Here is a 19,996-nt window from a genome sequence, read left to right as displayed (position 1 = left end):
TTATCAATAAAAGCAAAGAAAAAGCGATCGCCCCACAAAGAAGCGATCGCCTATTTTATTATCTAAATGATGGGATTATTTGATTACTCCCGAAACCGCCATGACTTCAGGCTCTACAATTTGGGGAGTAAAGAAACCCTTAGCATATATCTGAGGATTGCTTTGGGCAATTTGGGTATAGGATTGGCGAACCTGAGTATTAACCGCCACAGTTTTCACATCGTAAAGTTGCGTAGCGATTTTGGGGTAGACACCAACACCAATAATCAACACCAAGAAGGAAACAGCAATAAACACTTCACGGACACTAGCATCTCTATATACAGCTTCCCCTGGTAAGAGACAGTCTGTGCCAAAACAAGCTGTTCCTTCATCTTCTTGGTTCTGGTAAGCACCATTATTAATATTGCAACTGAGTTCTGCACCAGTACCGTAAAATACTTGTCTCAACATAGACAGTAGATAAATCGGGGTTAAGATAACTCCTACTGCGGCGAGGAATACCATCACCGTGCAGAATGTCGGACTGTAAATGTCGCTGGTGGTAACACCAATAAATACCTTAAGTTCGCTGACAAAGCCACTCATTCCCGGAAGTGCCAAAGATGCCATTGTGCCGGCGGTAAACAAAGCGAACACTTTGGGCATAGCTTGACCGATACCACCCAAATTATCCATCGCCATTGTATGGGTGCGATCGTATGTCACACCAGCCAAGAAGAATAACACCGCCGCAATCAAACCGTGGGAAAGCATTTGCAGCATAGCACCACTCACACCTACATCGGTGAAAGAGGCGATACCCAGCAGCACAAACCCCATGTGGGAAACGGACGAATAAGCAAGGCGGCGCTTCATGTGAGTCTGAGCAAAGGAGTTCAAACCGCCATAGATAATATTGATCACACCTAGAGTTGCTAACACTGGTGCAAAATAAATATGAGCATCAGGCAATAGTTCTAAATTGAGGCGAATCAACCCGTAACCGCCCATTTTTAGAAGTACGCCAGCCAAAATCATCGATACAGGTGCTGAAGCTTCACCGTGGGCATCAGGCAACCAGGTGTGTAAGGGGAAAATTGCCAGCTTTACACCAAAAGCAATTAGTAATCCAGCATAAAGTAACAACTCTAAAGCCAGAGGATAGTTTTTCGCACCGAGTTCGACGATATCAAAAGTAGTATTATCGCCATAGAGAGCCATTGCAAGCCCAGCTATTAAGATGAAAATCGAAGCGGCTGCTGTATAAAGCAAGAATTTTGTCGCAGCATAGCGGCGTTTCTGACCACCCCAAATCGAGACAAGCAAGTAAACAGGAACCAATTCTAGTTCCCACATAATGAAGAACAACAGCAAGTCTTGGGCGACAAACACCCCGATTTGGGCAGAATACAAGACCAACATTAAGAAATAAAACAGGCGAGGCTTGAGATTAACTTGCCATGCAGCCAACATGGAAAGCGTCGTCACAAATCCTGCCAGCAACACTAGTGGCATAGATATTCCATCGACTGAGACCGCCCAGCTAAAACCTATCTGAGGCAGCCAATCATATTTCTCCACTAGTTGAAAAGTCGCACTGCTTGTGTCGTAATGGTGCCAAAAGGTGTAGCACATCAAAACAAAATCCGCGATTCCTACACCCAGGGCATACCATCGCACGAGCTTGCCTTCTTTATCAGGCAGCAGGGGAATAAATGCAGAAGCAACGAGTGGTAGTAATATAATCGCGGTCAGCCAAGGAAATCCATCCGCCATCATGTTATTAAGCAAAAATACTTATTGGTGAATGGATCTATTCTATTAAACTTTGTAAACTTTTTCTTATAAATATTTACCGCAGTTTTCTATTGATAGAAGTTATTCGATAGTAAAAAATTGATGTGTGTCATAAACAGTGAAATCTCCCCTGGCAAAATCATTCGATATTTATGCTGCAAGGCCATGATAATTGGATGCAAGGACATAAGAGTACCAAGTTTTTGAATACTTATACTCTTATGCCTCTGCGCCCAGAGCAAAACCCAGGTTTTTTGTTTTCATGCTTCGTTGCTACGTATCTAAAACCGTAAACCTACACCACCTTGAACAGAGACAGCTGCACCGCCACCGTTACGATAGGCATCAAAGGCAATGATTGCATTACCAAACAGCACAGTATTACTGTTAGGAACGACATAATCAATACCCGGTTGTAGGGCAAAACTAATTTTGTCACCTACAGGAGAAGCACTATTACCGCCTGTTAAAACTAATCCCGCGCCTAAGTAAGCATCTGTTTGCCAATTTAAGGGGAGGTCATAGGACACTGTAGGTACGACTGCGGTGTTTTGTCCTACTAAAGCTTGAGCGCGGAAAGAAATTGGTGATTCTAGCAGTTTGTAGCGGAAAGCTAGCACCCCACCAACTTGGATACTATCAGTTAAACCAATAGTTGGCCCAACACCTACATAGCTACCGTATGCAACTTGCGCTTGTGCTGGTTGAGTATTAATCACGAGACCTAAAGCAGAACTAGTTCCCAGAATTGCCACTAAATAAGGTAAATATTTCATCGCCGGACTCCTCACACCATATTAGATTTGCAAAGTTCCTTTAAATACCTATGTTATCGCTGATGTTGACCATAGGTCATGAGTAATATACCAGGGAGTAGGGAAAAGATGACATTTGACGAGCATAGAAATTACGCAGTTAATGGGAAACTCAACAATTACCATCCGCGAATTTCTCATTACTCTCCATCAAGTAAATTGCTTGCTAGTTATTTTCAACAGTTAGGACATTGCTATTGGCAATAGAAAATTATATTCTGAAGCGATGTATAAAAGCTTGAACGAGTTTACGGCGTATCCAATCTAGTAATTAGATTTTTGAGTATTCTGACATAGCATAAAAAGCCTTGGAAGTAACGTTACAGTTACTCATATTTATGATGCAATTGATGCTAACGACAATCCCAGTAATTTGATAATAATTTGCATCATATTTGAGCTACTCTTGACAAAGAGTATCAATTTACTAGAGGATTCTGCTAATCTGGTTTTTGATTGATAATGAGGCAGTAAATGGGAATCCAAAATCTTTTTGCAGCAGGCGGCGTGGTCATGTGGCCGCTATTAGGTTTTTCTGTGTTGGGAGTAGCACTGATTGTTGAGCGTACTAGGTTTTGGCTGAAAATCAACAATCGTCAACAGCGCGTAGTTAGAGATGTGTTAAACCTCTATCGGCTAGATAATGTAGTTGGCGCAATAGACAAGCTCAGAAAAAATGTAGATTTGCCATTGGCGCGTGTGTTTTTATCGGCTTTGGAATTAGAAGAACCAACACCAGAGGAATTTCGCTTGGCGCTAGAAAGCGAAGCTCAAGCCGAAATACCATTACTCAAACGATTTCAAAATATTTTTGACACAATTATTGGTCTAGCACCCCTTTTAGGCTTGCTGGGTACAGTGTTAGGTTTGATTACTTCCTTCGCTTCTTTAGATATTGGCGATGTGGGAGGTACAAAAACCGCAGGTGTGACGGCGGGGATCAGCGAAGCTCTAGTATCTACAGCAGCAGGATTGGTCGTGGCAATATTCACACTGTTTTTTGCCAACTCCTTTCGGGGACTTTACACCAGACAGATGGCACTATTTCAAGAGTATGGCGGTCAATTAGAATTACTTTATCGCCGCCGCTATGAACGAGGAGAGAGAACCTATGCGTCTACAAGATGAGCCAGATATTCCAGCACAGATCAACATCGTACCGATGATTGATGTGATTTTTGCGATTTTGACATTTTTTATCATGTCTACGCTGTTTTTAACTCGTTCAGAAGGTTTGCCAGTTAATTTACCAAAAGCGGCAACGGCAAAACAACAGCAAGTACCTGCAAAGATTACGATCACGGTAGACGAACAAGGCGTGGTCAGCTTGAATCGTCAACCGATTCTAGTTGATGCTGTGGCTGGACAGTTGCGTAACCTAGTTGGTACTAACCAGGAAGCCCTAGTAGTTATTAATGCTGATGAAAAAGTAGGACACGGTAAGGTAGTGGCAATCATGGATCAAGTACGTCAGGTACAAGGAGCAAAATTAGCGATCGCCACTCAAAAACGTTAAGGCTAATTAATAATTCGTAATTCGTAATTAAAAGTAAGTAAGGGGTAAGCTAAACAGCTTTACCCTTCAACTTCTCTATTTAAAATTGATATTATCTGCTTTTTGCTGATTCTGTAGTTACTGGCTTTTGATATTTGCCAGGATACTTGCGTTGGAAATATTCTTCCATCACCTTCAGTATCATCGGTGCAGCAACGCTACCACCACCGCCGCCAGAGTGTTCTGCAAAGGCGACAATCAAAATTTCTGGCTTATCAGCAGGAGCATAAGCCCCAAACCAAGCATGATTTTGTTTAGCTCTTCCCTTCCAAGCTTCAGCAGTCCCGCTTTTACCGGCGACTGGGGGAATTGTTGGCTGATATAAAACTTTCCCTGTACCCTCAGAAATCACCTTACGTAAACCTTCACGCAAAAGTTTCAAAGTGGTGGGCTTCATTTTTACAAGTTCTCGCCAGCTTTTGGCTTCTTCATTATCTTTGAGCAAATGTGGTTGGACACGGTAGCCACCATTTGCTGGTACAGCAAACATCACAGCAACTTGTAAAGGTGTGCTTAATAAAGCACCTTGACCAATGGACATATTAATTGTGTCGCCCACAGTCCAAGGCATTTTCCGGGCTTTCTGCTTCCATTTATCATCTGGTACTAGACCTCTTGCTTCCTCCGAAACAAATTCAAAGCCTGTTCTTTGTCCAAATCCATATTTGCGCGTCCATTCAATCAAGGTGGGTCCACCGATTCCCCTACCGATTTGATAGAAGAAAGTGTCACTACTCCACTGCATAGCTCCGACAAAACCCAATGGCCCAAACCCTACATGATTCCACTCACCAAATCTAGTTCCACCGATAGTTAAAGAACCGTAGGTTTGCAAGATTGTGTTGGGAGCGAATTTACCTGATTCTAAAGCAGCCGTTTTGGTGACAATTTTGAAGGTACTAGCTGGAGGAAACGCACTCAAAGCACGATTGACCAGAGGATGATCTTCACCTTGGACAGATTCCCAGTCTTTTTGCGTCAGCCGTTGCTTGGAGAAAATGTTGGGGTCAAAAGTGGGGTGAGATACCATTGCTAAGACAGCACCGTTTTTTGGGTCTAGGGCAATAATTGTCCCGTTGCGATCGCCTAACGCTTTTTCTGCTGCTTTCTGCACATCTAAATCTATGGTCAAACGTATATCATTACCAGCTTTAGCTTGTTTCTCGCCTAAAACCCGCAATGGTCTACCAGCCCCATCAACTTCTACTTGTTGACCACCCCATTCACCCCGCAATGATTTCTCATAGGCTTTTTCTATGCCCATTTGACCAATCACATCACCAAGGCGATAGCCGTCTTGCTTCCTAGCTTCTAACTGTTCAGCTGTCAACTCTCGCGTATAACCGAGAACGTGAGCCAATTCTCTCCCGTGGGGATAATAGCGCACAGCTTCCGTATGTATTTCTACATCTTTAAGTTCACTTTCATATTCCTTGATGGCTGTGATTTGGGCTTCATCCAAATTACGAGCAATGCGAATGAGTGAAGAAGAGTTAGCACCAGCCTCTTGTAATTTCTTAGCAATTTCCTCTTGGGGAATCTCCAAAATTTTTGCCAGACGCGGCCCGACAACCGACCAAGAGGCCTTAGTATGTGCCATCGGCCAAAGATAAATAGAACGAGGATAGCGTGTACTGGCTAAAAGTTTGCCATTACGGTCAAAAATATTACCCCTTTCTGGTTGTTTAGGAATGACCCGAACCCGGTTTAACTCGGCCTTCCGCTTAAATTGGGAGCCTTCAATAATTTGTAAGTAGACTAACCGCGCACTAATTCCCGCCGTCATTAGCAGGGTAAATATAATTAAAAACGTAGACTGAAAACCCTTGCCAACGGTTCGTTTATCTTTTTTGCCCAGTAGGGGAGATGGTTGCAGTAAAGCCATAATACTTAAAGAATTGCTCAGATAATAATATTTGTATGCAGTTAATTGTCCTATATTGATATCACCCTATTCAGGGTAATAGCACTTAATAAACCTAGCTATGGCAAGTTATTTTAAATCAGTTCTGTACATCTTGAACTAGTCCTTCACTCCGTTTTTTGAATGGTTCGTGTTGATTGGTAATGGGTAATTGGTCTATTACTGTATTCTCCACATCCCCATCTACTAGGAGTAGCAACAGAAAACCAAGCGTGGTGAGGATGAATGACAACGCTGTGGTCTGATTCCATAGTTGAACCTGGGAAGATTCTACTTATCATAGGTCACTCCAGCAATGGTAAAAGAAGCAGGTACAACAAGATGAGTACCTTGTATTTACGTATACATAACAGCGTAGAACCATAGGACAGGTAAAAATCCTCAAAATGCCGATAACTTGTATATGATTCCCAAAATGACTATAGCTATTCAACTCCTAACAATCTAGTCAGTGTATTTATAAACAAATCTTTTTAGCAGACTACAATAAACCAAAGGCTATGAAGAGTTTGCTTAATCGACTACATTAATACAGAAAATCTCGTAAGATCACGGCATTCTACTGATGAATATGGCTCAAACTGTAACGCAGAATCCCAGGGGCGTAAAAACACTCCTCCCCCTTGATGTTGAACTACGTAACGTGTTCAAGTTTTTCAACCAAGAACCGGCGGTACATGGAGTGGACTTAGATGTAAGACAAGGGGAGTTCTTTAGTATTCTTGGCCCTTCTGGCTGTGGTAAGACAACGACACTACGTTTAATAGCCGGATTTGAACAAGTTGATGCTGGTAAATTATTGATTCAGGGTCAGCCGATGACCAATATTCCCCCTTACCGCCGACCAGTTAATACAGTATTTCAAAGTTACGCTCTATTTAATCACCTTAACGTCTGGGATAATGTTGCTTTCGGGTTGCGGCTAAAGAAATCCCGGAAATCAGAAGTAGAAAGCAGAGTTAAAGAGGCTTTAAAGCTGGTAAAAATGGAAAGTTTGCGATCGCGCTTTCCTAGCCAACTCTCCGGTGGTCAACAGCAGCGCGTTGCTTTGGCTAGGGCTTTGGTGAATCGTCCGGCTGTGGTGTTGCTGGATGAACCTTTGGGGGCGTTGGATTTAAAGTTACGTAAGGAAATGCAGGTTGAGTTATCAAATTTACATAAAAACCTGGGTTTAACCTTCGTTATGGTAACTCATGACCAAGAAGAGGCGTTATCTTTAAGCGATCGCATTGCGGTGATGAATCAGGGGAAAATTGAACAAATTGGTACTCCCCAAGAGATTTACGAACGTCCTAAAACCTCCTTTGTCGCCGATTTCATCGGTGATACTAATTTGTTTAGTGGTGAAATCACCGTATTAGAAGCTGAATATATTCAAATTGTTACCAAAACTGGACTCACAATTGTAGTCGCCCGAAATGAAGATACACCCGCAGAATTATTAAAACCTGTAGTTGTGAGTGTGCGACCAGAAAAAATTCAACTTTCCCTTTATCCGCCTAGTTCCCTCAATAACTGTTTTGAAGGAAGGCTGATAAATGTTATGTATTTAGGAACTCACGTTAATTATGTTGTCCAATTAATTAACGGTATGAATATTAATGTTTTACAACCTAATACTTTTGGCAATTTACCAGACCGTGAAACACCTATTTATGCTTGGTGGGCGGAAAGTGATTGTTTGGCTATTAATCAAATGACTAATGACTAATGACTAATAGAAGAAATTTTCTACAAGGAATTACAGCCCTTTCCAGTTTATCCTTAGCAAGTTGTGGTTGGAAATTAGCTGATGTGCGAGCTTCTAGTTCTTCTGGTCGCAGTGACCAATTGTATCTTTATACTTGGACACAGTATTCTGATCAGAAACTATTACAGACTTTTAGCGCCCAAACTGGGATGAAGGCGCTGGTCGATGTCTATGATTCCAACGAAGTAATGCTAGCTAAACTCTTAGCTGGAAGTGGTGGTACTTATAGCCTCATTTACCCATCTGACTATATGGTACAGAAGATGGTAGAAAGGGGTTTGTTAAGTGAATTAAAACACGATCGCCTAGTTGGGTTAGATAATTTATTTCCTCAATTCCAAAATCCTAGTTATGACCCTAAAAACCGCTATAGCATTCCTTTTAATTGGGGAACAACGGGTTTAATATATAATTCGGAAATTCTCAAAGAAGCACCAGAAGACTGGGAATATCTATGGCGAAATCAAAAGCTCCTCAGTAAACGTATGACTTTACTCAATGATGTGCGTGAGGTTATAGGTGCGGTTTTGCGGATGTTGGGTTATTCTTATAACTCGCAAAATGAAGCCCAAATTAAACAAGCTTATGAAAAGTTAAGTACACTCAAACCAGCGATCGCAGCTTTTGATACTGATGCTTGGCGCAATCAAATCTTAGCAGGTGATTTGGCATTAGCAATGTGTTACTCAGCTGATGCTACCAAAGTCATTAAAGAAAATCCTAAATTAAAGTATGTTATTCCCCGTAGTGGTTCTTCACTATGGACTGATACAATTGTTATTCCCAAATCAGCGCCCAATTTAGATGGAGCTTATGCCTGGATTAATTTTATTTTACAACCAGAAGTAGCAGCTACCACAAGCGAGCGACTGAAGATTTCTACTCCTAATAATGCTGCATTTGAACAATTACCAAAACAAATAAAAACTAATGAAAATCTATATCCTCCATCTTCAATTCTAGACAAATGTGAACGCATTAGCCCAGTGGGGCCATTTGAAGAAGTTTATGAGCGCTACTGGACGCAATTAACTAGTAGTTAGTTATTGGTAATTGGTAATTGGTCAACAGTCAACAGTTAATTACTTTTACAATTGTGAATACAGAAATTCGTGATACTCCAGAGGATCTTGCCAAGATTCAGAAGTTAAACCGCCCAAAGTTAAACTTTATCCAACCTTTGGTATTGCTAGCACCGTCTGGTATTTGGTTATTACTATTATTAGTACTACCAACACTGATAATTTTCCAGTTGAGTCTAGTTCCAAACATTAGACCAGGAGATATAGTCAACCCCAGTGGATTGGATAACTATGTCCGCATACTTGATCCTTTATATTTGCAAGTAATCCTACGATCGCTCTGGTTGGCGTTAGGTACAATGGCGATCTGTCTAATTTTGGGTTTTCCGGTAGCGTATTGGATTGCACAAATTGCACCGAAACGCTGGCGCAATCTCTTGGTACTAGGCTTTGTCTTACCTTTGTGGACTTCTTCTCTACTCCGTTCTTACGCTTGGATAACGATTCTCCGTCCTACTGGTCTTTTGAACAGTCTATTGAGTAGTGTCGGTTTACCCACCTTAGAACTACTTAACCGTACACCAGCTGTTTTAATTGGCATGAGTTACAGCTTACTCCCCTACATGGTGTTGATTTTATACGCTTCATTAGAAAAGTTAGATCAACGCTTACTAGAAGCAGCAGCAGATTTAGGCGCAAGTCCCATCAAGGCTTTTTGGAAAGTCACGGTTCCGCAAATTTACCCAGGAATCACTGCTGGCTCTCTCCTTGTGCTGATCACAGCCTTGGGGGATTTTATTGACCCAGAATTACTTGGTGGTGCTTCTAGTATGACGGCAGCCAGGCTAGTTTATAACCAATTTCTCGGAGTTACCCAGAATTGGGGGTTTGGTTCGGCGTTGAGTATGACCTTAATTTTTGCCGTGAGTGTAGCGATCGCTCTGCTGATTAAATTTGGCGATCGCTAGTTTCCATGCTCAGTAGAGGTTGCCAATTACTGGGTTGTTACGTATTTTTACTTTAACTTTATATGAAATTTATATAAATAAATTTATTTTTTCAGTAAAAACCCTATACATATACTTGGTTATCCGCACCTCTGGGTTTAAGATAAAAGTATTATCGTGTGTTTCCCCATAGAAGCGATCGCCGTGGCGTTGAAATAGTCACTAGACAGATGGTATTAAGTTCTTCAAATTTATCTTTCTGAAGATAACTAACTGTATAGTAAATTTTTCAACTACTCGTCTGCTGGGGCTATTTTTGCATGAAAATTTAGCCGTTGAAAAATAACTGAAATTTTTCGGCGAATGTTTAATCATAAGCAGTTTATATGGCATCTTACACCATGTTAAATCCATATATTTATTGCTCATAAAAAATTTACTAAGTTGTAAGTCTTTTGAACTTAAAAGCTCTATTTTAAGGATAATTTCTTGCAAATTTTATATTTTCAAAGAATGAGTGAAATTTTAACAATTTTTATCTCTAAAAACCGGAATCACCTAAAAATTCCCAGTAGTTCCTATTAACCGTAAAAATAAATTTTTAATGGAGAAGGATAATGTCTTTACAACAAGCGAATGCTTTTTATGAAGCTTTGATGGCGGATGAAATTATTTATGAAAAATACTTTAATAAATGCTGTAGTCGCAGTTTACTAGGTAGTTACCATTGGGATAAAACGAAAATAGTCAATTTCGCAGCCACCCTTGGTTATCGATTTACCGAGACTGAATTAGCTCAATTATGGTTTGATAGCGAACCCAGCAATCATGAACAGTTATCATTAGCTTGACTTTGAATACTATTCAGGACTAAAAATTTACCTGGTGGAAATCTTAGTTATGCTGACTTAATCGGGGCTAACTTGAGTGATAGTTTCATGCACAAAGTGATTCTCAGATATGCAGATTTGTCATAATTTATGAGAGCGATCGCCGAAACTAACACTCAGCCCATAACCGAATTTGTTAGATAATTTCTCAAAAAATAACCCTATCAAGTACTCTTTAGCACAAATAAATAACCGCTTGATATTGCAAGTTTTTGACTGGTTAATTGAAGGTTCTTAACTATACCATTGAGCTTTAGGCACAACAACTCCAATGGTTTGTTAAAAAATAGTAGAATTACACAGAAAATTTATATTTACCCAAACTAAATACTGAGATAAAAATCATCACAATCCAGATAAAAGCTAGGTTTCGATTAATAAACTAGCAGGCTCAACAATATGTTTTTTGTGTGAAGGTATCGAACTGCTACTGGTACGCTAAGTAACTTTACCCTAATATATTGAGTGTCCGAGTGAGGAAAACACGGAGTAAAGTTTTGCTCATAAGTCAAATAGAAGTTTAGAGAACTCTATCCTTAGTGTTTTTCAGGATTGATATTGTGTGCGCGCAACAAAGTACCTGATCAAACTATCCTACAAAGATTTACTGATGAGCGATCGCATCCAAAATCTTCATTTGGACTATTTACTCCAATAGAGTAAGTAATTTCACAGTTGGAACCTACATTTTTGATTTAGCGGGATGAATCTCATGAAGACTTCATTATTTTTCCGAGCAACCCTCACAACAGTAGCTGGTACTTTGTCAGCTCTGGCTATGTCCACAAGCGCCTATGCTGCTACCTTTGTTGATACGGAGTTGTCTTTACTTGTTGACGTATCTAGTAGTATCAGTACTAGTGAATTCAACTTGCAAAAACAAGGCTATGTAGATGCTTTTAATAATGCTGATCTTTTCAACAACTTTATCTCAAAGGGAAATATCGGCAAGATTGCTGTTAACTTAATCTATTGGTCTAGTGCTACTCAGCAGCAACAGTCTGTAGGTTGGACACTGATTGATAGTGTGGAAGCGTCCCAAAACTTTGCGAATGCAATTAATGCCACAACTCGCCCTTTCGGTGGAGGTACTGTTATCGGATCGGCAATTGATTTTGCTACCCCTCTAATCTTTAATAATGAATTTGAAAGCAACCGTCAAGTGATTGACGTATCTGGTGACGGTAGAAGCAACGCAGTTACTACAGCAGCGGCCCGCGATGCTGCTTTAGCTGCTGGTGTTGATGCGATCAATGGTTTAGTCATTGGTAACAGTACATCTCTATTCAACTTCTATAACAATAACGTCAAGGGCGGTGCTGGTTCTTTTGTTTTACAGGCCAATACTTTCCAAGATTTCGCTGACACAGTTGAACTGAAACTCAGAAGAGAAATTATTTCAGAGCCTCCTACAACAACTCCCGAACCAGCTACGCTGATTGGTTTATTCGGTCTGGGTGCGTTTGGTATCACCTCAAGTCTCAAGCGTAATCAGAAGCAGTCAGCTAAGTGCTAATATCCCAGCAAATTAGCCAAAGCCCAAGTAACGAAACGCTTTTTCTGACCAATGCGTAAGTCTGAATGAGAAATCATCATCATTTATTTTCCTAAGGGAAGTGACTCTGTAGATAGTCGCTTCTTTTTTGTTTTTCTTTCGAGGCTACAAACACCATACTTAAGCGCAGTTCTCTGATGTTGTAAGTCTTAAGAATCAATTTATGATATAAAGTTGGGTCACTCAGTCAAGCTGGTGGGAATAAAGTCGCCGAACTACTTTTTAAGGAATTACTAACGGAACTCTGTCCCCCTCCGGTGTTAGAGTGAAAGATGACATTGCATAATCTTATGTCTTCTAAGACCCATTCTGAAATATAGCTTCAACCATTAGGCGCAGCATGGTCACCACCGCAGAAAAAACAAACATCGGTTACATTACCCAAATCATTGGTCCGGTTGTAGACGTTAAATTCCCTAACGGAAAATTACCGCAAATCTACAACGCTCTGACCATCAAAGGCACTAACGAAGCTGGACAGCAACTCAACCTCACCGTAGAAGTACAGCAACTTTTGGGCGACAACCAAATACGCGCCGTTGCTATGAGTTCCACGGATGGTTTAGTCCGTGGTCTGGAAGTCGTCGATACAGGCGCTCCCATCAGCGTACCCGTTGGTAAAGCAACTCTCGGACGGATTTTCAACGTTCTTGGCGAACCTGTAGACAACAGAGGCCCAGTCAACAACCAAGAAACCCTACCCATCCACCGTCCGGCTCCCAAATTAACCGAACTGGAAACTAAACCTTCCGTTTTCGAGACCGGGATTAAAGTTGTTGACCTCCTCACACCCTATCGACGCGGCGGTAAAATTGGTCTGTTCGGCGGTGCGGGTGTCGGCAAAACCGTAATCATGATGGAGTTGATTAACAACATTGCAACCCAGCATGGTGGCGTGTCTGTGTTCGCTGGCGTGGGAGAGCGTACCCGTGAAGGGAATGACCTCTACAACGAAATGATTGAATCTGGGGTAATCAACAACGAAAACCTCAACGAATCGAAGATTGCGTTGGTGTACGGTCAGATGAACGAACCACCCGGAGCAAGAATGCGGGTTGGTTTGTCTGGTTTGACAATGGCTGAATACTTCCGTGATGTCAACAAGCAAGACGTATTGTTGTTTATTGACAACATTTTCCGGTTCGTACAAGCAGGTTCTGAAGTATCAGCGTTGTTGGGTCGGATGCCTTCTGCTGTGGGATATCAGCCAACTTTGGGTACTGATGTAGGTCAATTGCAAGAACGGATTACATCTACTACCGAAGGTTCTATTACCTCAATTCAAGCTGTATATGTACCTGCGGATGACTTGACAGACCCCGCACCTGCAACCACCTTTGCTCACTTAGATGGTACAACTGTACTATCTCGTGGCTTGGCATCTAAAGGTATTTATCCTGCGGTAGATCCGCTAGGTTCCACCTCTACCATGTTGCAACCCAACATTGTTGGTGACGAACACTACAATACTGCTCGTGCTGTCCAATCGACCCTGCAACGCTACAAAGAATTGCAAGACATCATCGCTATTCTGGGTCTAGATGAACTGTCTGAAGAAGACAGACTCATCGTAGCACGGGCCCGGAAAGTTGAGCGTTTCTTGTCTCAACCCTTCTTTGTCGCTGAAGTATTCACAGGTTCTCCTGGTAAGTACGTGAAGTTAGAAGACACCATCAAAGGGTTCCAGAAGATTCTATCTGGTGAGTTGGATGATCTGCCAGAGCAAGCCTTCTACTTGGTAGGCGACATCAACGAAGCGATCGCCAAAGCCGAAAAAATCAAAGGCTAATTTGTTAGTAGTCAGTAGTCAGTAGTCAGTAGATTTGAAGGCTGACGACTGACGACTGACAACTGACAACTGACAATTCACAATGGAAGACTTATGACCCTAACTGTCCGTGTAATTTCCCCAGATAAAACAGTGTGGGATGCGGAAGCTGATGAAGTGATTTTACCCAGCACTACCGGTCAGCTAGGTATCCTGAGTGGACACGCACCACTTTTAACCGCACTAGATACAGGCGTACTACGAGTACGCACCAGCAAGAGTCAAAATTGGCAAGCGATCGCCCTATTGGGTGGCTTTGCCGAAGTTGAAGAAGATGAAGTCACCATTCTTGTCAATGGTGGTGAACGCGGCGACACGATTAACCTAGAAGAAGCACGTACTGCTTACAGCCAAGCGCAAACAAAGCTGAATCAAGTACCCGCAGGCGATCGTCAAGCCCAAATCCAAGCTAATCAAGCCTTTAAACGCGCCCGCGCTCGTTTTCAAGCGGCTGGCGGTTTGGCATAAAAAAATACAAGCAGAATTTTTTAGGGTGGGCAATTTGCTCATCCTTCTTTGTTTTAAGGATATGGGGTTTTGGGACAATACGGTTCAGTTAAGTCTAAAATCTGGGGTTTGTGAAGTAAGGAAGAGTTCCCAGTAAGGACTGAAGTCCTCACTACAAAATATTTCTTAACTAAACTGTATTGGGTTTTCGGATAGTTATTATGGCTGCGTCCCTTTTGTGTAATTTATCACACAGTCACTGGAAGTAATGGTATTCCGCCCAGCCTGACTGATCGCCGTGGTGTCACAATGATATTAGGCGTTATCTTCCTTTGGCTATGTATTTAACTTGGTTAGACAGCAATAGTTGGTTGCTCGAACTCAGCAATCAGCGAATACTTATAGACCCGTGGTTGGTTGATGCGTTAACTTTTGGGAATTTAGATTGGCTGTTCAAAGGATATCGTCCTCAAGAGCGCGCCATACCAGAAAATATTGATCTAATTCTCCTATCCCAAGGTTTAGAAGACCATGCACATCCACAAACACTGAAGCAACTGAACCCCAATATTCCAGTGGTGGCTTCTCCTAATGCTGCAAAAGTGGTGCAAGCCTTGGGTTATACTTCTGTGACCACCTTGGTTCATGGTGAAAGTTTTACTTTCAATAATCAAATCGAAATTAGAGCTTTTCCTGGTTCACCAATCGGCCCGACTGTGGTTGAAAATAGTTATTTGGTGAAAGAATTAGTCACTAGTTTAACGCTTTACTACGAACCTCACGGCTATCATTCTCCACTGTTGAAACAGTTTGCACCGGTGGATGTAGTAATTACGCCGACAGTTGACTTAGCTTTACCCTTGCTGGGGCCAATTATTAAAGGATATAAAAGTGCATTGGAAGTAGCACAATGGCTAGAACCACAAGTTATGCTTCCTACCGCCGCCGGAGGAGATGTCATATTTGAGGGATTACTGACAAAAGTCCTCAAAACGGAGGGAAGTATTGCAGACTTGCGTTTGCTATTCCAAAAAAATAATTTACTTACACAACTGCTGGAACCAAATCCAGGCGATCGCTTAGAATTACAACTAGCAAAACGCGCTTTAACAAATTAAATCAATTACAAGGAATATGGGAGATTGGCAAAAATAACCAATCTCCAGTGCCTAAACTCCATAATTCTCTGGAAAAAATAATTGTTTGACTTGATATTTATCAAGGCTCATCTTAATATGACTAAGTTGGTGAGAATAGGTAGCAATAAGCTATGACATTTTCTGGTTATAATGTCGAGCAACGTTCCAAGGAAGTTAAGGCTCTCCAGTCTTTTTTAACTTACAGTTTCATTGGATCAATGGCTCTACACATCGCTTTGCTGGCTTCAGGCTTGGGTAACTTTCTGACACGAGTTCCTCAAGTTGAAGAAGAACCGATAGAAATAGCGATCGTTGATCCTGTAACAGAAGAAAAGGAGAAACCGCCTGAAGAAACTCCAGAAGTAAAAAAACCGGAACCATTACCAGTTACCCGTAGTGAACCGCAAAGAAGTGTTGCTAGTAGTGAAGTCGCTATTGCTCCCAAACCACAAACAACAGTTATTACCCCCGTTCGCTCCCAGCCTACAGTTGTACAAAAACCGATAGAGAAAACTGTAGCCACCGAGAAGCCACAACCCGTTGCTCAACCACGGGTAATTACTGCTAACTCAAATAGTCCTGCAACCTCTACAGTTGTGACACCATCACAACCGACGGGAGAAAATAATAGTCGTCTCCGAGAAATTTTAGGCGGAATTAGAGATTCTAGAGGAACTCAAGCAAATACTGGCGAAACTACAGGTTCCACATCTGGGCAAGTAGGTTCTCCAGCAAGTAATAGTACACCCGCAGTAACTACTCCAGCGATCGCCACAGCACCAACACCACCAAAAATCCGTACTGAACCGAGTGAAGGCAGCAGATCAGGAAATGGTCGTGCAGCTTGCCGCGAGTGTAATGCCAGATATCCAGAAGCTGCTAGACGGCGGGGAATAGAAGGTAAAGTAGAAGTAGCTGTTGATACGGATGCTCAAGGTAATGTTACTAATGTTAGAGTTGCTCGTTCTAGCGGTAATCGAGAACTAGACGAAGAAACCTTAAGACAAGCACGTAATTGGAAATTAAAACCTGCTGAGGGTGGTAGACAGGGAGTAGCGATCGCCACTGAATTTGCCCTACAAGGGTCACGACGACACCGCCAACTCCAAGAACAAAAAAAACGTAGAGAAGCCGAAGCCAGACAGCGACAAACAACAGCAGCCAATACCGATTCTACAGAAGGAACTCGCAGACGCAGACGTTTGGTGACTTCCACTGAGGCTAATATTCCTGCTCAAACCTCCAGGGAAACTAGAGTCAGATCCACACGAGAATCTACGCCAGAACGCTCTAACACACCTGCTTCAGCAACAAGAACAGGCACAGCTAGAGAGAGTTTGCGCCGTCTCCGCCGGGAGCGTACAACTAATAATTCTGCACAAACTGCACCACAAAACACTACTCCTACTAGACGGCGGCGCAGAGAGAATGCTCCATCTGCTAGTCAAAGCAAGTTAAGAGCGACTTTGCGGAATTTACGTCAATCCACTCAGTCAAAACCCGCAGCACCACCAGCGCCAACTACACCTGCAAATCAGGAATAGAATTCTTATCTCTTGGGGAGAGGGATTTTGGTAATGGGTAATGGGGATATTACAAAAGTTTCATCTCTGAATTTTTGAATATTAAAGTTGATTACGGGCTTTGAGTTGCAAATATCGATCAACTAACTGATCGGTAATTTGATTGGCTGGCGCATCAAGTACTAAAACACCTTTTTGTTTTAATTGAGCAAAAGCAACCTGTCTTTGCGCCAGTAAATCTAAAGCAACTGCACGGTTGTAAGTTTGGGTGACATCTTCAGTAAAAGTATGTGCTAAATTGTCTACTTGTGGATCTCGCAAGGTGACGCAAAAGGGTAAATAGCGTGGTGTCAGTCGAGTAAGTGCGGCGAGGAGTTCAGTAGAAGCGGTGACATCAACTAAATCAGTAATTACTACTACAAGTGCGCGACGAGTTTGTTGTTTGACAACATTTGTCACTGCGCCCAAATAATCTGACTCTAATAATACTGGTTGAATTGGGGTCAGATGGTCAATTAACTTACTTAAATGATGTTGACCCCTTTCTGGTGGTAGCCATGTGTGCATGAGACGGTCAAATACACCCACACCGACACGATCGCCACGATGCAATCCGGCTAAAGCTAATGATAAAGTTGCATTTAGTCCCCAATCAAATCGTTGTAATCCTTTGACTCTGGCAGTCATCAACCGACCGCGATCCAATAATATGATTAAGGTTTGCTCCTGTTCTGGTTCCAGCACCCGCACTAATGGAACTCCCACACGACGAGCAGTCGCTTTCCAATCAATCAAGCGTAAATCGTCGCCAGTGCGATAGTTCCGCAATTCAGCAAAATCTGTCCCAATCCCTAACTGTCGTGATTGGCGCATTGAACCAGATGATTGTAGTGTTAAGCGAATGGAGAGCGATCGCAAACCGATCAAATCCGGGTAAACTTTCACCTGTACACTTTGGGGAATTTGCCAATCATCCCAAGCTAAACCCCAAGGCGCTAACTGTCGTACCTGAATATTCCCCCAAGAAAATTCCCCGCGCTGTGTTGGGTTGACAGTATATTTGATCTCTTCCTTCCCTTGTGAGGGAATTATGGCATTTAGTGTCAGTGTAGACACACCAAATCCAGTTGGGTAAAAATCGCGGATTTGAATTACAGCCTCAGTCTTTGCTGATGTGATTGACAATATTACGGGATTATCACGCCCGATAGATAAACGTGCTGGTAATTGACGCTGAACTTCTACCCGCAGAGAACGTACCCGCCGACTATCGACAATCATCAATCCTAATACGGTGATATCGAATAATAGAGCGATCGCTATACTGGCAGGAATACCAATGAACAATGATAAAATTGGTGCGATCGTCAGTCCCAAAATTAGCAGTAGATAAACCCGTTTAGCTGGAACCATACCCAGAATCCATATTCCTAATTTTGAATTTCGTACTCCTGCGGAAAACCCAAAGCGTATTTTGAATTTTGAATTTTGTAGCTTTAGCTTCCCGTAGGGTATTTTGAATTGGTATTACCTTGGGACAGCGACTTGATTAACTACCGCCGCAATTACCGCATCCATTTGTAAACCATCTAGCATTGCTTCTGGCTTAAGAATCAGGCGATGACGTAATAAAGGTGATGCAACTGCTTTGATATCATCTGGAGTGACAAAATCTCGTCCCTCTAACCACGCTACTGCTTGAGAAGTTTGCAACCAAGCACCAGCCGCACGCGGTGACGCACCCAAAGCCAAATCAGGATATTGACGTGATGTCCTCACCAGCGCCAATAAATAATCAATGATGGATTCCGATACCTTAACTGCTTTGACGGCCTGCCGTGCCTCTAAAATATCAGTTACCGTTGCTATTGGTTGCAGACTGTTAATATCTGAACGTCGTGCAGCAAAACCCGCTTGACGATTGAGTAGCATTTGCTTTTCTGCCGTTTGGTCGGGGTAATCTACTACTAACTTGAATAAAAATCGATCTAATTGGGCTTCTGGTAAAGGATAAGTACCCTCAAATTCCAAAGGGTTTTGAGTAGCAATTACCCAAAACAAATCCGGCAAAGGTAAGCTTTCACCATCGAGAGTAACCTGCATCTCTTCCATCGCTTCCAGTAACGCTGCTTGCGTCTTTGGTGGAGTGCGGTTAATTTCGTCTGCAAGCAAAACTTCTGTAAAAACAGGGCCTTTTTTCAGGGTGAAATTACGATTATTTAAGTCAAAAATATTTGTGCCTGTAATGTCTGATGGTAAAACATCCGGCGTGAGTTGCACCCGATGAAAATCCGCTTGAATCAACTGTGCTAAAACTTTCACCAACAGCGTTTTACCTGTTCCTGGCACTCCTTCCAAAATAATATGTCCACCCGATAATAGCCCTACCAGTAGCTGTTGTATTAGCTGAGATTGTCCGACAATAACGTGGTTCAGTTTTTCACCCAGGTGAATGAGGATAGGATAGGTTTCACTCATAAGTTTCCTTGTGGCAGAATGCAGGGGGCGGGGGAAGATGAATCAATTCAAAATACCCTACGGGAAGCTAAAGCTACAGAATTAAAGAGTAGGGAGAGAACAAAAATTAAGTTTTTTAATTAGTACTTACTACTCTTTAATGAATATGTTGTGGTTAATTTACCTCATCAAACTCAGAATGGCTACATTATTTGTTTCCGCCAAGCATAAAGAAGTATTGCATATTTCAACTTAAAGTGAGTTCGACGGAACCTAACCCCAAATTCTTGCTTACATTCGCGTAGCCATATCAGTAAGGTGGGTCAGTGCGATAGAAACTAACTATACTCAGACATTATTCATAC

General features: G+C 42.1%; 16 protein-coding genes and 1 pseudogene. 12 read left to right on the top strand and 5 right to left on the bottom strand.

From position 1 onward, the window contains the following. Window positions 1–75 precede the first annotated feature (75 nt). Both ACN222_RS25225 and ACN222_RS25220 read right to left on the bottom strand, forming a co-directional pair. Window positions 76–1,761, bottom strand: a complete 1,686-nt coding sequence (locus tag ACN222_RS25225) for an NAD(P)H-quinone oxidoreductase subunit 4 (RefSeq protein ID WP_044522459.1) — start codon at window positions 1,759–1,761, stop codon at window positions 76–78. A gap of 299 nt (window positions 1,762–2,060) precedes the next feature. After that, window positions 2,061–2,555, bottom strand: coding sequence for a hypothetical protein (locus ACN222_RS25220; protein ID WP_044522458.1), 495 nt, complete (start codon window positions 2,553–2,555; stop codon window positions 2,061–2,063). Between the two features lie 513 nt (window positions 2,556–3,068). Here ACN222_RS25220 and ACN222_RS25215 point away from each other — a divergent pair. Both ACN222_RS25215 and ACN222_RS25210 read left to right on the top strand, forming a co-directional pair. Then, window positions 3,069–3,722, top strand: a complete 654-nt coding sequence (locus ACN222_RS25215) for a MotA/TolQ/ExbB proton channel family protein (RefSeq protein WP_010999173.1) — start codon at window positions 3,069–3,071, stop codon at window positions 3,720–3,722. Beyond that, the gene (locus ACN222_RS25210) at window positions 3,706–4,110 is read left to right on the top strand and encodes an ExbD/TolR family protein (RefSeq protein ID WP_010999172.1); all 405 of its coding nucleotides are present in this window, start codon (window positions 3,706–3,708) and stop codon (window positions 4,108–4,110) included. Before ACN222_RS25215 ends, ACN222_RS25210 begins: the two co-directional genes overlap by 17 nt. Before the next feature lie 91 nt (window positions 4,111–4,201). Here the strand turns inward: ACN222_RS25210 and mrdA are convergent, their stop codons facing one another. Then, window positions 4,202–6,034 carry a penicillin-binding protein 2 gene (mrdA, locus tag ACN222_RS25205; RefSeq protein ID WP_010999171.1) on the bottom strand — a complete coding sequence of 611 codons (1,833 nt, stop codon included), beginning with the start codon at window positions 6,032–6,034 and terminating at the stop codon, window positions 4,202–4,204. Between the two features lie 604 nt (window positions 6,035–6,638). Here mrdA and ACN222_RS25200 point away from each other — a divergent pair. The 10 genes and pseudogenes from ACN222_RS25200 to ACN222_RS25155 all read left to right on the top strand — a co-directional run bounded on the left by ACN222_RS25200 (window position 6,639) and on the right by ACN222_RS25155 (window position 17,195). Next, window positions 6,639–7,784: an ABC transporter ATP-binding protein gene (locus ACN222_RS25200; RefSeq protein WP_010999170.1), complete on the top strand. Its 1,146-nt coding sequence runs from the start codon at window positions 6,639–6,641 to the stop codon at window positions 7,782–7,784. Next, window positions 7,784–8,866: a polyamine ABC transporter substrate-binding protein gene (locus ACN222_RS25195; RefSeq protein WP_010999169.1), complete on the top strand. Its 1,083-nt coding sequence runs from the start codon at window positions 7,784–7,786 to the stop codon at window positions 8,864–8,866. Before ACN222_RS25200 ends, ACN222_RS25195 begins: the two co-directional genes overlap by 1 nt. 53 nt (window positions 8,867–8,919) lie before the next feature. Next, complete coding sequence (locus ACN222_RS25190) at window positions 8,920–9,813, top strand: ABC transporter permease (RefSeq protein ID WP_010999168.1); 894 nt, start codon at window positions 8,920–8,922, stop codon at window positions 9,811–9,813. A gap of 596 nt (window positions 9,814–10,409) precedes the next feature. Further along, window positions 10,410–10,643, top strand: coding sequence for a Nif11-like leader peptide family natural product precursor (locus ACN222_RS25185; RefSeq protein WP_010999167.1), 234 nt, complete (start codon window positions 10,410–10,412; stop codon window positions 10,641–10,643). Between the two features lie 21 nt (window positions 10,644–10,664). Next, window positions 10,665–10,766 (top strand): annotated as a pseudogene (locus ACN222_RS25180) (pentapeptide repeat-containing protein); the annotation flags it as partial. Window positions 10,767–11,385: 619 nt separating this feature from the next. Beyond that, window positions 11,386–12,198, top strand: coding sequence for a DUF1194 domain-containing protein (locus ACN222_RS25175; RefSeq protein ID WP_010999166.1), 813 nt, complete (start codon window positions 11,386–11,388; stop codon window positions 12,196–12,198). A gap of 379 nt (window positions 12,199–12,577) precedes the next feature. Beyond that, window positions 12,578–14,026, top strand: coding sequence for a F0F1 ATP synthase subunit beta (gene atpD, locus ACN222_RS25170; RefSeq protein WP_010999165.1), 1,449 nt, complete (start codon window positions 12,578–12,580; stop codon window positions 14,024–14,026). 93 nt (window positions 14,027–14,119) lie between these two features. Continuing rightward, window positions 14,120–14,533 (top strand): ATP synthase F1 subunit epsilon, encoded by a 414-nt coding sequence (gene atpC / locus ACN222_RS25165; RefSeq protein ID WP_010999164.1) that lies wholly within the window; start codon window positions 14,120–14,122, stop codon window positions 14,531–14,533. Window positions 14,534–14,850: 317 nt separating this feature from the next. After that, complete coding sequence (locus ACN222_RS25160) at window positions 14,851–15,630, top strand: MBL fold metallo-hydrolase (RefSeq protein ID WP_010999163.1); 780 nt, start codon at window positions 14,851–14,853, stop codon at window positions 15,628–15,630. A 152-nt stretch (window positions 15,631–15,782) separates the two neighbouring features. Further along, on the top strand, window positions 15,783–17,195 hold the full coding sequence (locus tag ACN222_RS25155; protein ID WP_010999162.1) for an energy transducer TonB: 1,413 nt from the start codon (window positions 15,783–15,785) through the stop codon (window positions 17,193–17,195). A gap of 81 nt (window positions 17,196–17,276) precedes the next feature. Here ACN222_RS25155 and ACN222_RS25150 read toward each other — a convergent pair whose 3' ends face one another. Continuing rightward, complete coding sequence (locus ACN222_RS25150; protein WP_010999161.1) at window positions 17,277–18,587, bottom strand: DUF58 domain-containing protein; 1,311 nt, start codon at window positions 18,585–18,587, stop codon at window positions 17,277–17,279. 114 nt (window positions 18,588–18,701) lie between these two features. Beyond that, the gene (locus ACN222_RS25145; RefSeq protein WP_044522451.1) at window positions 18,702–19,652 is read right to left on the bottom strand and encodes an AAA family ATPase; all 951 of its coding nucleotides are present in this window, start codon (window positions 19,650–19,652) and stop codon (window positions 18,702–18,704) included. Window positions 19,653–19,996 lie beyond the last annotated feature (344 nt).

It is taken from the genome of Anabaena sp. FACHB-595 (genome assembly GCF_048568275.1).
In the GTDB taxonomy this organism is placed as follows: domain Bacteria; phylum Cyanobacteriota; class Cyanobacteriia; order Cyanobacteriales; family Nostocaceae; genus Trichormus.
This window is presented reverse-complemented; position numbering and strand designations above follow the sequence as displayed.

What these genes read in the sequence shown, in the direction of transcription:
- ACN222_RS25225 (WP_044522459.1), bottom strand. Translation starts at nt 1,761, where the DNA reads ATGATGGCGGATGGATTTCCTTGGCTGACCGCGATTATATTACTACCA.
- ACN222_RS25220 (WP_044522458.1), bottom strand. Translation starts at nt 2,555, where the DNA reads ATGAAATATTTACCTTATTTAGTGGCAATTCTGGGAACTAGTTCTGCT.
- ACN222_RS25215 (WP_010999173.1), top strand. Translation starts at nt 3,069, where the DNA reads ATGGGAATCCAAAATCTTTTTGCAGCAGGCGGCGTGGTCATGTGGCCG.
- ACN222_RS25210 (WP_010999172.1), top strand. Translation starts at nt 3,706, where the DNA reads ATGCGTCTACAAGATGAGCCAGATATTCCAGCACAGATCAACATCGTA.
- mrdA (WP_010999171.1), bottom strand. Translation starts at nt 6,034, where the DNA reads ATGGCTTTACTGCAACCATCTCCCCTACTGGGCAAAAAAGATAAACGA.
- ACN222_RS25200 (WP_010999170.1), top strand. Translation starts at nt 6,639, where the DNA reads ATGAATATGGCTCAAACTGTAACGCAGAATCCCAGGGGCGTAAAAACA.
- ACN222_RS25195 (WP_010999169.1), top strand. Translation starts at nt 7,784, where the DNA reads ATGACTAATAGAAGAAATTTTCTACAAGGAATTACAGCCCTTTCCAGT.
- ACN222_RS25185 (WP_010999167.1), top strand. Translation starts at nt 10,410, where the DNA reads ATGTCTTTACAACAAGCGAATGCTTTTTATGAAGCTTTGATGGCGGAT.
- ACN222_RS25175 (WP_010999166.1), top strand. Translation starts at nt 11,386, where the DNA reads ATGAATCTCATGAAGACTTCATTATTTTTCCGAGCAACCCTCACAACA.
- atpD (WP_010999165.1), top strand. Translation starts at nt 12,578, where the DNA reads ATGGTCACCACCGCAGAAAAAACAAACATCGGTTACATTACCCAAATC.
- atpC (WP_010999164.1), top strand. Translation starts at nt 14,120, where the DNA reads ATGACCCTAACTGTCCGTGTAATTTCCCCAGATAAAACAGTGTGGGAT.
- ACN222_RS25160 (WP_010999163.1), top strand. Translation starts at nt 14,851, where the DNA reads ATGTATTTAACTTGGTTAGACAGCAATAGTTGGTTGCTCGAACTCAGC.
- ACN222_RS25155 (WP_010999162.1), top strand. Translation starts at nt 15,783, where the DNA reads ATGACATTTTCTGGTTATAATGTCGAGCAACGTTCCAAGGAAGTTAAG.
- ACN222_RS25150 (WP_010999161.1), bottom strand. Translation starts at nt 18,587, where the DNA reads ATGGTTCCAGCTAAACGGGTTTATCTACTGCTAATTTTGGGACTGACG.
- ACN222_RS25145 (WP_044522451.1), bottom strand. Translation starts at nt 19,652, where the DNA reads ATGAGTGAAACCTATCCTATCCTCATTCACCTGGGTGAAAAACTGAAC.